Source organism: Flammeovirga sp. EKP202 (assembly GCF_014534745.1).
In the GTDB taxonomy this organism is placed as follows: domain Bacteria; phylum Bacteroidota; class Bacteroidia; order Cytophagales; family Flammeovirgaceae; genus Flammeovirga.
The window spans coordinates 77,169-92,492 of the sequence record NZ_JACVVP010000007.1; the positions used below are offsets into that span (position 1 = coordinate 77,169).

Consider the following 15,324-nt stretch of genomic DNA (forward strand, 5'->3'; position numbering starts at 1 on the left):
TCATTAAATGATTAGTGATGGTATCAAGAAGGTCAATACCAAAAACACTCCCAAAATAACAATAAATCTAGATAAAGCAATATTTAAATGTATGTGTCCTTTTACATTTCGTCTGTAAAGGAAAAATGGAATCTTTAAATAATACACCAACGATATCGCAGTGTTCAACAAACCTAGGAACAAAACAATAATATATATAAGATTGGAATTTGCATTATACAACTCCCATAGTGATGTAAAAATGAGAAGCTTTGCAGTAAAGCCTGCTAAAGGCGGTAAACCTATTAATGAAACGACAGCAAGAATTACAGCAGGCCCCCATAATGCAGCACTATTAGACCAACCTAACCCTTCTATCTGCTTTAAATCATCTGTTCCTTTCTCTTTTTCAATTTCCCCGATGAAATAGAACATAGCATAATTGGCTATTACATATACCCAAAGGAAATAAAATAGAGCATTCGCTGCAATTTCATCTTTATTCAATAAAGCAATTACGATTAAGCCTGCATTAGCGATGGTACTATACCCCATCAATCTTCTCATGCCATTTTGGAAAATTGCAGCCAAATTACCAATAAACATAGAGATCACGCCTGTTGATAATAAGAAGTAATTGACGTAAGTATTCTCTATTAAAGTAGTTTCTACCAAGAATCTATATAAAAATACAGTTGCACCTATTTTGGGTAAAGTAGAGAAAAAAGCTACAGATTCAATTGGAGCAGCTTGATAAACATCTGGCACCCAAATATGCATCGGAAATCCACCTAATTTGAATACGAAGCCCATCATTACCAATATTGCTCCTGTAATAAAAAGAGGTGAAAATGGTTGATTATATGAAGCAATACCCTGAAGGTCAATCGTAGAAGTTAGACCATACATGATAGACATTCCATAGATTGTAATAGCGGTAGCTACAGCACCAAAAAGGAAATATTTGATAGATGCTTCAACTCCTTTCTTATCTCCTTTATAAGCAGTTAGTAAATAAGAGGGTAAAGACATTAATTCTAATGCTAAAATGGCAACAATAAAATCATTAGCCATTGTAAGAACGTGTGCACCAATCAATAACCCAAGGGCCATCGTCATCCATTCTCCCTCACCAGAAAGCTTTGTTTTAGAGCTCTCATTTGTAGAATTAAAGTAAAGGTGAATCGATAAAAGAATTACACAAACATCTGATAAAATTCTAAGCTTAATACTCCAATTATCTTGAACCAGAGTAAACAACATTAGTTTATTTACACTCTCTTCTGCCAACAACGAAAGATAGGTCACATCACCTATAAGACCTATACCAACGATAGCATACAGATATTTTTTATTTCTCTTTGCAAAGATTAAATCAATGAGAATAACTCCAATTAATAGAGCAGCAATGCCTACTTCTGAAGCTAAAAACGGTAAGCTCTCAACGATATTTGATAATTTTGACGATAAGTCTTGTCCCATAATTTATCTTTTAAGCACCAATGATCGCTTTGATATAATCTAATCCAACATAGTTGGCAAACTCTACGAAAACAGTAACACTACCTTCAATCAAGTTAATTAACAACTTAGGATAAATACCTAATACCAAGGTGATGACTGCCAATGGAGAAAGCATTAATAACTCTCTTTTAGTAAGATCTTTTAATTTCTCATCCATTGATTCATCTTTTAGGTGATATTTCCCCAAGAAAATTCTTTGCATTGCCCATAAATAATAAGCTGCACTTAATACCAAACCTAATGTTGCAACAATAGTCATCCATCTCGGCACCAAATTGTTTACTGCAGATGAGTTAAATGCTCCTAAGAAGACAAATAATTCTGCCATAAAACCTGAGAAACCAGGTAAACCTAAAGAGGCAAAGAAGGCAATTGTAGCCAACATTGTGTAGCGAGGCATTTTAGAAGATAAACCACTATAGTTTTCGATTTCTAAATTACCTGTTCTATAGTAAAGCACCCCTGCAATCAAGAATAAGGCTGCTGAAATAATACCATGTGAAAACATTTGGAAAATGGCTCCAGAGATACCTTCTGCTGTTAAGGAAGCAATACCAAGCATTACAAATCCCATGTGCGATACTGAAGAGTAAGCAATCATTCTCTTCAAATTATGTGTACCTAAGGCTACAAATGCACCATAAAGAATGGAGATAACTCCACCCAATGCAATGTACCATGCAAAATGATGTGCACCATCAGGGAAGATAGAATAAGCAATTCTCAACATCCCGTAACCACCAATTTTTAAAAGAATACCAGCTAAAACAACAGAAATTGATGTTGGAGCTTCAACGTGAGCATCAGGTAACCATGTATGAAGAGGCACAACCGGCAACTTGATTGCAAAACCAATAAATACCATCAAGAATGCGACAAATCGCACATGCGTACCAAATAACATCGCTCCAGAATCTAAAGAAAGAATGGCATTTGGAATATAATTCGATGCATCCATCATATGTACCAATGAGAAAGTTCTCACTAGGTTAGATTGCTCGATTTCACCTGACACTAGCATCACATGCACCTTTTCAATAATATCTGGCGTCACTTGTTGAATTGACTCTGCCAAACCTAATTGAACAGCAGTAGCAATAGGATCAATCACTGATGCAGCCAATGCAATCATAATCACCAAAATGAAGATTGAACCTACTAAAGTATATATAAAGAATTTGATAGAAGCATATTCGCTATTCTTACCACCCCAAATACCAATTAAGAAGTACATAGGGAGTAACATAAATTCAAAGAATAAATAGAATAAGAAGAAATCCAATGCAAGGAAACACCCCATAATTGTACCACTCAACAGTAAATACAAAGCATAAAAACCTCTGCGCTTAGTCTTGATTTCTAATGATGATATTGCTCCAATCACCATCACTATGGCCGTTAGTAAAATCATGGAATTACTCAGACCGTCTACCCCTAATGTATAATCGGCCGAAAGTCGACCAAATGTACCTAAGTTTAATACAATCCATTCCGATTTTTCTAAATACTGAAAAGTATCCAAAGATAAGATTCCATTCATCTTCTCCGATAGTCCCTCATACCCCATCATCAAATAGGAAGCGATAATCAGTTGAAATGAATTAATACCAATAGTGATTTTACCAAATAAGTCTTTAAAACTGTTCGGTAAAAGAAGAATTACAAGTGTTCCAAAAATTGGAGTAAAAACTAATAATGTGAGCAATAACTGCGACATAATCTATATATATACTTTTGTTAGTTTAAACGACTAAATAAACCAGAGTACTAATACCATAATAAGGAGTAGGAAGATTGACCATGCAATCATACTCTGCGTTCTTTCTCCTTGAGGTTTTCTAAAGACATCACCGAAGATGGCTAATACTTTAGTGAACAATGTCACGATTCCATCTACGATCACTTTATCAAACCATGCCAACATATGTCCAAAAACCACATTGACTACAGCGAATAGCTTCACAAAGAAGTCTACTACTTTATCATCAAAACCTCTTACAAATTCTGAAGTATGAATTGTAACTCCCACAAAATACTCATCTGCGTGAGGAATATTTTCTAACTTATTTGCTGTAAACAAAGTCGTTTTCACACCTAACTTATATCCTTTATCTAAGTAGGCAAAATTGTACGACAATTTATGTAATGAAGATGATTTCAATTGTTTTTTGAGAGAAGCAAAAGCATCTTTAAAATAAATAAGATAAGCTCCTCCAGCACCTAATACTACAACTCCAATGGATAAGAATAGACCTAACGTATGAACACTTTCCGTGTCAACAGTAGCCAGACTGAGACCATTTTGAAGCCAAGTATGTGATGTTTCAAAAGGTGATAATGCATAGAAAAACCACAATGTAAAAGCACCCAATAAAATTACAGGCATTGTCATTCTCACATTAACCTCTTTCGGTAAGACCAAACAGTCTTTGCATACCTTATGATTAGCGATTCCTAATTTCCCAAAGAATACTTGATAAAGTAATCGGATAGAATAAAACGCTGTAAAAGCAGCAGCAGTAAACCCTAACAGAGCTAAGAATATCCATTCCCAACTTCCTGTAGATGCCTTCACCAACAGTGATGAAAGTATAGCATCCTTTGAGAGGAATCCAGATGTAAACGGCAATCCCATTAAACCTGCAAGACAAATACTGAAACCGATGAAGGTCTTAGGCATATATTGCTTTAAATTACCCATCCAACGAATATCTTGAGGATCAAATCCCTTACAGATATCACATGAAACTTGATGCATACTATGGATGATAGAACCCGCTCCAAGGAATAAACCTGCTTTAAAGAAAGCGTGGGTAGTAAGATGGAATACAGATGCCTCTGGGTCACCTACACCTATTCCAATCATCATATAACCTAACTGCGAAATTGTAGAGTAGGCTAAGATTCGTTTAATATCATTTTGTGATAGAGCAGAAAATGCTCCTAAGAAGGCTGTTAATCCTCCAATAATCCCAATCAAAAGTTGTATTTCTGCTGGCAATACAAAGAAGCATCTTGCCAATAAATAGATGCCAGCAGCCACCATTGTTGCAGCATGGATTAATGCAGAAACCGGTGTTGGTCCTTGCATGGCATCTGGAAGCCATACTGATAACGGCAACTGAGCAGATTTACCCATAGCCGCCATTGTTACACCTATACCAACTATATACAATGGAAGAATTTGCAATTGATCAACTTCAGTGGACAAAGCTTCAATACTGACTGTACCAAATGTAGAATACAATGTAATAATGGCTACCATAAAGCCTGCATCACCGATTCTATTCAGTACAAATGCTTTTTTAGCGGCTTTAACTGCTTCATTCTTTTCTCTCCAAAAGCCGATAAGCATATAAGAACAAAAGCCTACTAATTCCCAGAAAAGGTAAAGCATAATAAGATTATCACTTACTAATACCCCAAACATGGAAAAAGTAAAAAGACCAAGAAGTGTAAAATATTTTTTATACTTAGGATCACCCTGCATGTAAGCAGATGAAAAAATGTGCACAAATAAGGATACGATTGAAACCATTGTCAGGAGCATGCTACTCAACTGATCAATTTTCAAGGTCGCTTTAAAAGAATGCTGACCTAACAAGAACCATTCGTCTTGAAGTACAATAGGGCTATAATTCCAAGTGTAGTAGAACACACACAAATTCCCTACGACACTTAACCCAATTAAAGTTGTTGCAATCTTGTCTGAATATAAATTCTCCTTTCTAAAAAATAGGATTAAGGCACCTATCAATGGAGAAAGTAATGTAATCGAAGTTATGGTTTCTAGAAAGTTCAAAAAGCGTGTTTAATTTATTAACTTCTTATTCTTCTTTTAATGTATTGACTTTATGTAAATCAACAGATCTAAAGTGTTGAAAAAGTCGGATAATCAATGCAAGGGCAACACATACTTCAGCTGCTGCTATTACAATGACAAAAATAGAAAAGGCTGTACCTTCTCCAAAGCTTGGATCTCTATGTGAAAAAGCCACTAAGTTAATATTAGCCGCATTCAACATCAATTCTACCCCCATTAAGGCTACAATTGCACTTCGTTTTGTTAAGGCTATTGCTAACCCTATACAAAAGAGAAATGCAGAACCTAACATATAATATGAAAACGGTATCATACCTATTTGTTTGTTTCAGAAAGCAAATATGCTCTTATTATTATCAGAATTCAAATAAAAGCGGGTTTTCGTGCTAATATTTCTTCTTCAGGGTAGTCATTAATTGTTATTTTTTCAATTATCTGCCCTTTTTCTATTGAATTAATTTTAACATGATGCGTTGTGGACACCATTCCTATGGGTGAACATACACCATCATAATGTGATGCTTCATCACTATCCAGCATAATGACTAATCGATCTGACACATGATAAGGATCTGCACCTACAAAAGATAGAAAACCGTACTTATGAGGTTTTGTATTAAAGTCTACACGAGTAAGTGGTCTCTCAGCAAAAGCTACAAACTCTTTTTGCGGTCCTATTTTGGTCACACCATCCTCTACTTTAAATTCTACTACCCATTGATCATAAACATTTGCATTTACTAAATCAACAAATCGTTTTGTGGCTATGGGTGCATCTTCTTCTTTAAAAAGAAAAAAATCATATTGCTCTCCATCGATTAGAAACTCCGCAATCAGCATTCAAATATTGTATTAATCAGTACTGTTTTTTGGCAAATATACTGAATAGGAATTATGAAAAAAATAAAAGCCTAACTGCATTAAGCAATTAGGCTTTTTAGTAGAATGACTTAAATAAAATTAGTCTTGCACTAAGAATTTAAATCCGATACCATGAACGTTTAATATCTCGATAGTTGGATCATCTTTTAAGTATTTTCTCAAACGAGACATAAATACATCCAAACTACGACCTTTGTAATAATCATCATCACCCCAAACTTCTTGTAAGATATACTCACGTTTGATCAATGTATTACGGTGACGGTGTAAGAATCTCAACAATTCAGCTTCACGAGTTGTTAATTTTCTTGTGTCTTCACCAATACTTAATTTTTGGTAAGGGAAATCTAAGATATAGTTACCAATATTGATTTGATGAGGATCGTCTTCGTTACCTACTTCAACTTTAGGCTCAGATTTTTGACGCTTCAAGATCACCTCAATACGAAGTAATAATTCTTCTACGTTTACTGGTTTAGTAACATAGTCATCAGCACCAATTCTGAACGCTTTTATTTTGTCTTTTGGTAAATTGTTAGAAGACATAAATAAGATCGGAATATATGGATCTTTAGCTCTTATTTCTTCAGCCAAAGTGTATCCATCTTTGTGGGGCATCATCACATCCATGATAATTAAATCATAGTCTGCTTTGTCGTATTCTTTCATGCCTTCCACTCCGTCCTCGGCATGGTTTACAGCATAACCTCTGATGTCTAAATATTTTTTCACAAGAGAGGCTATAATTCTATCATCCTCTACTAGAAGAATCTTCACTGCATCCATAGTATTATAATAAGTTTTATGTAATAATGATGTATATATATATTGTTTTACTTTGTACAAAACAGATATACGCAATAACTACTGAGAAGTTTTAAATAACAAGTTTAAACAAATGTTAATTGCGTAAAAAATGTTATAATACAATTTATTCTTGGTGATATTCATCACTCTTCTTCATTGAAGAAGATCATGTAATAATTCATATTTCTCTCAGAATCATACCCTTTCTCCACATTTTGCTCATTTCCGCTAATGGTGATATTTATCTTCTTATCTAATTTGATAATACTTTTAAATTCTTTCTTAGACTTACGAACTGCTTCCTTAGAAACTTTGAATTCATCGAAAACTGGGATCTCTTTTTTCTCTTGAAAATCGACTTTATATTCCTGAAATGCTTCGATAGCTTCAGGTTCCTCAATCACGTTATTTTCAAAATCAACTACATTAAAATCCTCTTTTTCGTTGAAATACTTTAAAGATCGATTTAATAAATCAATTTGTGCAGGTTTTTCTACGGCATGGTCTTCATTGAAAACCTCTTCCACAAAACCGACACACATATCTAAATAATTTTTTGTATGAAAGAAATTATCTTCCCTAGGCTTCAGTTGTAGGTAAGACTCTTTCCAATACAGTGCCTCCACGGATCTAGTAGGACTGTCTTTCAACATGACCTTATACCCTTTCTCCTCTTCGCACTTAAAAATCAGACAACCTTTATCCAATTTTTTCACGCTGACACCTTCGCTCTGCTCTAATTCAAAATTACCTACATCTGTTTTATCTCCAACAGTTAAAAACATTTCTTTATGTTCTGCCTTAAACAAACCAATTGCATCAACTACATCACCGTCAACAACACAATCTCTCAGTACAGCAACAAACAGTTCTCCTCCTTTTATTCTTGGGTGAGTAGAAGCTTCAAAAAGAAGTTCTGCCATTTCTCTTGATCGCGTCATGAATTGTTCATAAGGATTAGAGAAAATAGCTTCAGTAGCTGTAAATACTTCGTTGTCGGTAAAAGACTCTTGACCTTCTGGGGCTGCAAAATGGTACATTGGACCCGGCTTAAACGACTTCAAGAAATAATCCATTACTGATTTGTACAATGGACTATAGTTTTCAATTTCAATTTCAAACTCTGCTAATTCTATCGGTTCCTCCTGTGTCTTATTACCCACTTTATGTATTACTAACTGGGATAATTTTACATTGGATAAATCAAATGATTTTATCTTGCTCATTTATAAATATTAAAGGGTATTGTTGGAGAATCCTTCTCCGCACTGAAATTCCAAAAAACTTTCAATATTAACAAATTGAACTTACAATCTTTCAAGTCTAAATCATCAAAAGTGTTTAAACACTCTGTATCATAGACTTATAAATATATTAAATTTTACAAAAAAGACACACATATCCTTTTCATATTTATCCCTCATTTTTGAAAAGTATTCAATAAAATGGTGATTTATTGTAAATCTCTTATTCGTTACTCTTCTGTTTTTCTGAAGAGTAGAAAGTTTTAATATTTACTAACAAACTCAATCCAACGTATTTTCTTTGTTTTATATCTCATTTTTTTGAAATTTGGAGCTCAACTTTGAGTATTATTAATTCAATATAAAATGGATCAAGAAAAAAAACCTGAAAATCAAATCAACATCGAGTTGACAGACGATGTTGCTGAAGGAGTTTATGCCAATTTAGCCATGATTGCTCACTCTAATAGTGAATTTGTAGTAGACTTCATCAGAATGATGCCAGGTGTACCTAAAGCAAAAGTAAAATCTAGAATTATCCTTACTCCAGAGCATGCCAAACGTTTATATATGGCACTTCAAGATAATTTAAAGAAATATGAGGCTCAATTTGGTCCTATCGGAAAAACGGAGGAAGCGCCTAAGTTTCCAATGAATTTCGGAATGACAAATACTGACCCTCAATAAGTTCTACAAAGCAATAAAAAAGGGATGCTCTTCAAAGTCATCCCTTTTTTGTTACCCGATTTTTAGTCCATTTAGAATTTTCTCGTCAGTGGTGAGCAATGTCACACCCTCCTTCCATATTGCTCCTAGAACAAGGCATTCGGACATAAAATTAGCAATCTGCTTTGGAGGAAAATTTACAACGGCTATTACCTGTTTTCCTATTAGATTTTCGGGTGAATATCTATCTGTAATTTGAGCAGAAGTCTTTTTCACACCCAAATCTCCAAAATCAATAAATAATTTATAGGCCGGCTTTTTAGCTTCTTTAAAAATTTCCGCATTAATCACAGTACCTACTCTTAAATCTATTTTCGCAAAGTCATCCCAATTGATCGTCATTACTTCACCTTATTGGCTGATTATTTTTTTCACTGACCCATCTCTATTTAATTTAGCTTCAACTGTAGTCAAAACTTTTGCACCATAAGAATTTACCTCACGGTACTTCATCATCACATTTAGATATTTCCCTTTTTCAGTGATTAAGGTTCTTACGTGTTCAAAACTTTTAGGGTCATTCATGTCTTTTTTCACATGATCAACAAATACAATTATTGCTCCCTCATCATCTAGTAAATCTTCTAGGTCCTCTTTTAACTTGATCTCTTCATAAAGACCCTCTACTCCTTTTGGATTAAAATCTTCATCTACTTCAGCTAGTTCATCTCTCGCGTCATCAAATTCTTTATCATTCATCAAGGCAATTGCCTTTTCTACCTTTAGTTCGTTATCAAGCTGAATGACTTTCTTTTCTAATGCTGCTACTTTTCTTTTGCTGTAAGAAGTATCAATTTTTGCGAAATACACTTTCGTTTTCTTGATATTCCTCTCTTTGAGATAGTTCTTTGTCTTTGTGATGTTTTCTTCATTAACGACCACAAACAACTTATCCTTAACAACTTTTACCTGATCTGTTTTAAAATCTTCATCGATCAAATCAATGTATTTCTGACAAGATCCTAACCACTTCTTCTGAAGGCAAACCTTTGCATTAGTCAATGCAACTTCATTCAACTCTGTCCTTAATAGCTCAACACTGTCCGGCTTATAACTACTTCCAATTACGTTTAATTGTATTTTAGCTTGAGTTAAACTCTCTACTTTGCCTTGTTTGATAAATTTCTGAATGCTAACAAATCGATTTTCATCAAATTGTAGTGTATTCTTTATTTCACCCGCAAAGAAGAAATAAGACACCGTGCCGATAAATAAAATAATGATGACACCTAAAAAATATAAGATAGCCTTTTTCATGACAAGTTCTGTTAGTTTAATTATTAAGTCATTATACAAGCTCAAATGCTTACAACTTGAAAATTAATAAAAACATATTCAATAAAAAAAAACAATAGAAGGTGAAAATATTAAGAAAAGAAAAACAATCATTGAATCATATAATTGACTTCTACTAAGATTTAGAAATAGTTTCATTTTTCATCATGAAAGATGAAATAGGTCTATCAAAAAAATATTTTTTTATTATTGTTCTAAAGCAAAAAAGAACATCAAATTAAATTTCGCGAAATTTAATATTTACAAAATATAAGCAAACGATTAGTTATTATAACATTATTTTTAACATATATACACAACCAATCATAATTCACTGAAAATATCAAAAAAGAAAAGAAACATCAGTCAACATTATGCATAAGCTTCTTTATTTGATAGAAAAACTCAAAGTCCTTGGATATTTATAAAAAAACTTGCTATATTTATATTATAAAACAGCAATAAGAAATAGTTTTTGGGTTATTAAAGGAATTAAAAAGTCAATGGTGATGCCGTTGACTTTTTTTATTTTAACTCATCTTCGTAACTAATTGCATTAAGATTTAAACCGGATGCAGGAGCTACATACCCTAGCTGTGTTTTATCTTCACTTATCTGTAATGCATTTTTAATATCTTCCATACTCAATTCTCCCTTACCTAACATAAATAGAGTTCCTATCATAAGACGTACCTGATTTCGCATAAATCCTTTGCCATGAACATGAAAAATATAACTTTTCTCAGGAAAAAAAGAGGCTGACATCCTATCATTTTCTTTGATCTCACAATAGTCTATTGTTCTAACCAAAGATGTGCCCTCTTTAGGTTGTTTACAAAAACGACCAAAATAATGCTCACCTTCATACAATTTCGCTCCTTCTTTCATCAATTCTAAGTCCAAGTCGTGCGTTATATTTGTCATAAAAGGTGCGCAAAAAGGATGGTTTTTCTCTCCAAAAGAAAATAGATATTGATACTCTTTCCTTTTTGAACTTTGGATAATATTGAACTCATCTCCTACTTTTTGAATAGACAAAGCTCTAATATCATTGGGTAAGTTTTTGTTAAACAACTCGAAAAATTCCTCTTCGTTCAATTCCTCCCACACAAATAATTCAAAGGCTGAGTGATTAGCAGACACGTAAGTATCAGTTCGTGAAGTTCCTAATGTCTTAAATTTCACTTCACCTCCCAACACAAAGTTGATCGTCTTATTGATCATCCCTTGCACTGTTTTTAATCCTGGCTGTACCATCCAACCGTGAAATCTATACCCTATATACTGTACCTCAATTAAATAATTATATCTTTGTTTTTTCATGAGTTTAATTAATTCACAATAGTTAGGAACTATCTGCTGTCAGTCCACTAACCTCAACTGTTTTCTTACGTCTTTATAGATAAAATAAATTATTTCAGTATGGTAAAATTAATAGATGGCAGCCAAATCTTTGGTACTTTGTGGGAAATATATTTAGAAGCTTTTTCTCCTGCTGAAAGACGTTCCAGAAAAGACCTTATTGATACAATGGAGCTGAAGAATTATTTCTTCAATGGCATAAAATTCAAAGGTAATAACTGTGGATTGGTAGGTTTTTGGGTGTTTGATGAATTCATTTATATAGAATACCTTGCTATGAAATCTTCAACGAGAGGTTCCGGTGCTGGAAGTAAATTTTTGGAACACTTTAAAAATATATTTGGCAAAAGGAAGATTATACTGGAAGTTGAACATCCTGTCACTAACATGCAGATAAGAAGGGTCAACTTTTATAAGAGAAATGGCTTCTTCTACAATAAAGGTTCATTTATACAACCAAAGTACAATGAAGAAATTAAGGAAGACGTTGAATTAAACATCATGTCCTATCCAAAAAAATTAGAGAAAGAAGAATTAGCGAAAGTAAAAGAGATTCTTTTTGAAAGAGTATATTAAAAAAGGTCGTCTTTAATTGACTAAAGACGACCTTTTAATTTATAATTTCACGAGAACTCTACCGCTTACTTGACCTTTAAAAATTGCATTAATTTTATCATCAAGCCCCTCTAAAGTAACCTCCTCAGAGATTTCTTCTAAATTATTAGGCAACCATTCTTTTCCAATATTTTCCCAAACTATAATTCTTTCCTCTCTAGGGAAGTTTTGAGAATCAATACCAATTAGGCTTACCCCTCTTAAAATAAATGGAAATACATTTAATGGTAAATCAAATGAAGCCGCATTACCACAACAAGTCACAACACCTAGTGGGGTGGTAGCTTTAATGGCTGTTGCAAGATAGTTTCCACCCACAGTATCGATAACCCCTGCAAATTGTGGTTTTAACAACGGTCTTTCACTTCCTTCTAAAAAGGATTCTCTAGACATCACCTCAGCAGCACCAATTCCTTTTAAATAGTCTACTTTGTCAGCCTTTCCTGTAACGGTAACAACAGAATATCCTAACTTATTTAAGATGCTCACTGCGATACTACCTACACCGCCAGTCGCACCTGTAACAAGCACGTTACCATCATTAGGAGCTACTTTATCAATTAGCTTATAGACAGACATTGCAGCTGTAAGACCTGCTGTACCCATCATCATACTTGACTTAACATCTAACCCTTTTGGCATTGGAATGACCCATGAAGCAGGAACTTGAATATATTCAGAAAAACCTCCCCAAGTATTCATTCCCAAATCATAACTTGTTACAATTACCTCATCACCTTCTTTAAAATCAGATGATTTACTAGACACTACAGTTCCTGAAGCATCGATTCCTGGAGTATGAGGATAATTTTTTGTTACACCTGGCTTACCTAATGCCGAAAGTGCGTCTTTATAATTCAGAGACGAATAAGCAACTTTTACTAATACTTCACCTTCTGGAAGGTCACTTATTTGTTTGGTTTGAATGGAAGTTGAAAATTCTTTTTCACCAACTTTTTCGGATACAAAAGCTCTAAATGATGTCATAAACTAATTCGATAAATAATTATGGTTAATATTTATCGCAATGTAGCTGAGTCAACCTAATAATTAGGTGACAAAAGTAGGTGTTTGCTTTACTTCTTACATATATTATATTAATAATATTTATTATGCTATAAAAAAATATACAATTGATGTATCTCAAAAAGTATTAATTCTCTTCAATATCTTTTTTAGGGTATTCGTAAAATAACTCTTTCCCTTTCCCCAGACTTCTCCAAGAATTGGCATTTTCAAATTCAATAGCAACAACACCAGATGTTGGAATATTTTCGAGATAATCATCGGGTAAAAAATGATTCCTCAAATCTGTAATAGCCGGGTTGTGAATGACCAACATAATATCTTGAATGTGATCATCAAAGTCCTTGATAATTTCTAGAATCTCATCATAAAATGCTTCATAAAAATCTTTCTCAAAATGCAACTTTTTACTCAGTGTTTCAGCAACTTTCTCAGCTGTCACTTTCGTTCTTTTGGCAGGAGAACTAATTATAAGCTCTGGTTTTATCGACTTTTCGAATAAAATCTCTGAGATTTTTACAATATCATTCTTCCCTCTGCTGTTTAAAGGACGGTCAAAATCAGAAATGATTGGATTTTTCCAACTTGACTTTCCATGACGCATTAATATTAACCTCTTCAATTTCCCTTAATCTTTATTTTATACTAAATTACTTCTGATTTTTTTATAAAAAAACCCGATAGGCGTTATATTTGATATTGTTAAATAAGTTTAAGGACTTAAGTAAGTAATTATACTACAAAATCAATATTAGCAATAAGGTTTGGTCTACAATTGAGTTGATATCATCTGATCACTTCATAAAGGCCATCAAGCAAATATTAATTTCTCAATTTTATTAAAACTTTATCTATTCAATTGGTTCAAATTCTTAAATACCTACTAGGTTCAATCCTCCTATTCACTTGTTGTATTACGGATCTACTTGCACAAGTAGAGACTCCTAAATATGTCAATGAATACCTAGCCATTGGCGTTGGTGCAAAAGCCTTAGCTATGGGAAATTCTCAAACTGAATTGGTCGATGATGCAACATCAGGGTATTGGAACCCTGCCGGGTTATTGAATATTGAAGACAAATATACCATCTCATTAATGCACGCTCAGTATTTTGCGGGTATTGCCAACTATGATTTTGTAGGATTTGCCACAAAAATTGACGACCGTTCTGCTTTAGGTATTTCTGCGATTCGTTTTGGTGTTGATGATATACCTGACACCCGCTATTTATTTGATCAAGACGGCAGACTTAATTGGGATAACGTTCAAAGTTTTTCGGCTTCTGATTATGCCTTCCTCTTTTCTTATGCTAGAAAATTCCCTCAACTACCTAATGTCAGATTTGGAGCAAATGCCAAAATCATTTATCGAAATGCGGGACAGTTTGCTAATGCGTGGGGGTTTGGTTTAGACTTTGGATTTCAATGGTCTAAAGATAATTGGAAAGTTGGGGTGACTGCGAAAGATATTACAGGTACCTATAATATTTGGACTTACAACCCTGCCACCTATTATGATGTATTTGCTTCAACTGGGAATACAATTCCTGACAATTCAATTGAAGCTGCTACTCCACGGTTAATTATTGGATTAGCAAAACATTTTCCTTTGTGGAAACGAAGTCAGTTGGAAGATGCTGAAGAACTAATGGGATTACTAGTTTCCATTGGTGCTGATCTTACTTTTGATGGACAAAGAAATACGGTCATCAGAAGTGAATTAATGAGTTTAGATCCACATGCAGGACTTGAACTTCATTATCAAAAAATGATCTTTCTTAGAGGTGGTATATCTCAATTTCAATATATCAAAGAGTTTGATGGCTCCGAAACGCTTGAGTACCTTCCTAGTTTTGGAGCAGGTTTAGCCTTCAAAGGTTTTACCGTTGACTATGCTCTTACGAATATTGGAGACATCTCAACAGCCTCTCTTTATTCTCATATTTTCAGTTTAAAAGTAAATTTCGGGCATTCTATTAAGCGTACAGTAAATACCCCAAAAAGCGACAAATACTACTAAATCGTTAATATTCAGTCACATTAATTATTAAAATTTGGTAA

The 15,324-nt window shown here is 33.7% G+C and carries 15 protein-coding genes; 3 read left to right on the plus strand and 12 right to left on the minus strand.

Annotated features, from left to right (window positions below; genetic code table 11):
- Positions 1 to 3: 3 nt before the first annotated feature.
- The 7 genes from IC221_RS05865 to IC221_RS05895 form a co-directional block, all read right to left on the minus strand.
- Complete coding sequence (locus IC221_RS05865; protein ID WP_188168074.1) at positions 4 to 1,461, minus strand: NADH-quinone oxidoreductase subunit N; 1,458 nt, start codon at positions 1,459 to 1,461, stop codon at positions 4 to 6.
- 10 nt (positions 1,462 to 1,471) lie between these two features.
- Positions 1,472 to 3,220, minus strand: coding sequence for a NuoM family protein (locus tag IC221_RS05870; RefSeq protein ID WP_188168075.1), 1,749 nt, complete (start codon positions 3,218 to 3,220; stop codon positions 1,472 to 1,474).
- A gap of 33 nt (positions 3,221 to 3,253) precedes the next feature.
- Complete coding sequence (locus IC221_RS05875; protein WP_188168076.1) at positions 3,254 to 5,305, minus strand: NADH-quinone oxidoreductase subunit L; 2,052 nt, start codon at positions 5,303 to 5,305, stop codon at positions 3,254 to 3,256.
- A 25-nt stretch (positions 5,306 to 5,330) separates the two neighbouring features.
- A complete protein-coding gene (gene nuoK, locus IC221_RS05880; protein WP_169658763.1) occupies positions 5,331 to 5,639 on the minus strand; it encodes an NADH-quinone oxidoreductase subunit NuoK in 309 nt (102 codons plus the stop codon).
- A 50-nt stretch (positions 5,640 to 5,689) separates the two neighbouring features.
- Positions 5,690 to 6,166: a hypothetical protein gene (locus IC221_RS05885; protein WP_188168077.1), complete on the minus strand. Its 477-nt coding sequence runs from the start codon at positions 6,164 to 6,166 to the stop codon at positions 5,690 to 5,692.
- Between the two features lie 120 nt (positions 6,167 to 6,286).
- Positions 6,287 to 6,994: a response regulator transcription factor gene (locus IC221_RS05890; protein ID WP_044201675.1), complete on the minus strand. Its 708-nt coding sequence runs from the start codon at positions 6,992 to 6,994 to the stop codon at positions 6,287 to 6,289.
- Between the two features lie 164 nt (positions 6,995 to 7,158).
- On the minus strand, positions 7,159 to 8,241 hold the full coding sequence (locus tag IC221_RS05895; RefSeq protein ID WP_188168078.1) for a nucleoid-associated protein: 1,083 nt from the start codon (positions 8,239 to 8,241) through the stop codon (positions 7,159 to 7,161).
- Between the two features lie 384 nt (positions 8,242 to 8,625).
- On the opposite strand from IC221_RS05895, the gene IC221_RS05900 reads away from it, so the two are divergent.
- Positions 8,626 to 8,946, plus strand: a complete 321-nt coding sequence (locus IC221_RS05900) for a DUF3467 domain-containing protein (RefSeq protein WP_188168079.1) — start codon at positions 8,626 to 8,628, stop codon at positions 8,944 to 8,946.
- Positions 8,947 to 8,997: 51 nt separating this feature from the next.
- Here IC221_RS05900 and IC221_RS05905 read toward each other — a convergent pair whose 3' ends face one another.
- From IC221_RS05905 to truA, 3 genes are all read right to left on the minus strand, one after another.
- Complete coding sequence (locus IC221_RS05905; protein ID WP_188168080.1) at positions 8,998 to 9,327, minus strand: tRNA-binding protein; 330 nt, start codon at positions 9,325 to 9,327, stop codon at positions 8,998 to 9,000.
- A 9-nt stretch (positions 9,328 to 9,336) separates the two neighbouring features.
- On the minus strand, positions 9,337 to 10,242 hold the full coding sequence (locus IC221_RS05910; RefSeq protein WP_188168081.1) for a hypothetical protein: 906 nt from the start codon (positions 10,240 to 10,242) through the stop codon (positions 9,337 to 9,339).
- Between the two features lie 543 nt (positions 10,243 to 10,785).
- Positions 10,786 to 11,583: a tRNA pseudouridine(38-40) synthase TruA gene (gene truA, locus IC221_RS05915; protein WP_188168082.1), complete on the minus strand. Its 798-nt coding sequence runs from the start codon at positions 11,581 to 11,583 to the stop codon at positions 10,786 to 10,788.
- Between the two features lie 99 nt (positions 11,584 to 11,682).
- Between truA and IC221_RS05920 the strand changes: the two genes are divergently transcribed.
- Entirely contained in the window at positions 11,683 to 12,198 is a 516-nt protein-coding gene (locus tag IC221_RS05920) for a GNAT family N-acetyltransferase (protein ID WP_188168083.1), read from the plus strand.
- Between the two features lie 39 nt (positions 12,199 to 12,237).
- Here the strand turns inward: IC221_RS05920 and IC221_RS05925 are convergent, their stop codons facing one another.
- Both IC221_RS05925 and IC221_RS05930 read right to left on the minus strand, forming a co-directional pair.
- On the minus strand, positions 12,238 to 13,224 hold the full coding sequence (locus IC221_RS05925; protein ID WP_188168084.1) for a YhdH/YhfP family quinone oxidoreductase: 987 nt from the start codon (positions 13,222 to 13,224) through the stop codon (positions 12,238 to 12,240).
- A 166-nt stretch (positions 13,225 to 13,390) separates the two neighbouring features.
- The gene (locus IC221_RS05930; RefSeq protein ID WP_188168085.1) at positions 13,391 to 13,885 is read right to left on the minus strand and encodes a histidine phosphatase family protein; all 495 of its coding nucleotides are present in this window, start codon (positions 13,883 to 13,885) and stop codon (positions 13,391 to 13,393) included.
- 237 nt (positions 13,886 to 14,122) lie between these two features.
- Between IC221_RS05930 and IC221_RS05935 the strand changes: the two genes are divergently transcribed.
- Positions 14,123 to 15,283, plus strand: a complete 1,161-nt coding sequence (locus IC221_RS05935; RefSeq protein ID WP_223241306.1) for a PorV/PorQ family protein — start codon at positions 14,123 to 14,125, stop codon at positions 15,281 to 15,283.
- Positions 15,284 to 15,324: the final 41 nt, after the last annotated feature.

What these genes read in the sequence shown, in the direction of transcription:
- IC221_RS05870 (WP_188168075.1), bottom strand. Translation starts at nt 3,220, where the DNA reads ATGTCGCAGTTATTGCTCACATTATTAGTTTTTACTCCAATTTTTGGA.
- IC221_RS05900 (WP_188168079.1), top strand. Translation starts at nt 8,626, where the DNA reads ATGGATCAAGAAAAAAAACCTGAAAATCAAATCAACATCGAGTTGACA.
- truA (WP_188168082.1), bottom strand. Translation starts at nt 11,583, where the DNA reads ATGAAAAAACAAAGATATAATTATTTAATTGAGGTACAGTATATAGGG.
- IC221_RS05905 (WP_188168080.1), bottom strand. Translation starts at nt 9,327, where the DNA reads ATGACGATCAATTGGGATGACTTTGCGAAAATAGATTTAAGAGTAGGT.
- IC221_RS05865 (WP_188168074.1), bottom strand. Translation starts at nt 1,461, where the DNA reads ATGGGACAAGACTTATCGTCAAAATTATCAAATATCGTTGAGAGCTTA.
- IC221_RS05925 (WP_188168084.1), bottom strand. Translation starts at nt 13,224, where the DNA reads ATGACATCATTTAGAGCTTTTGTATCCGAAAAAGTTGGTGAAAAAGAA.
- IC221_RS05895 (WP_188168078.1), bottom strand. Translation starts at nt 8,241, where the DNA reads ATGAGCAAGATAAAATCATTTGATTTATCCAATGTAAAATTATCCCAG.
- IC221_RS05920 (WP_188168083.1), top strand. Translation starts at nt 11,683, where the DNA reads ATGGTAAAATTAATAGATGGCAGCCAAATCTTTGGTACTTTGTGGGAA.
- IC221_RS05890 (WP_044201675.1), bottom strand. Translation starts at nt 6,994, where the DNA reads ATGGATGCAGTGAAGATTCTTCTAGTAGAGGATGATAGAATTATAGCC.
- IC221_RS05885 (WP_188168077.1), bottom strand. Translation starts at nt 6,166, where the DNA reads ATGCTGATTGCGGAGTTTCTAATCGATGGAGAGCAATATGATTTTTTT.
- IC221_RS05910 (WP_188168081.1), bottom strand. Translation starts at nt 10,242, where the DNA reads ATGAAAAAGGCTATCTTATATTTTTTAGGTGTCATCATTATTTTATTT.
- nuoK (WP_169658763.1), bottom strand. Translation starts at nt 5,639, where the DNA reads ATGATACCGTTTTCATATTATATGTTAGGTTCTGCATTTCTCTTTTGT.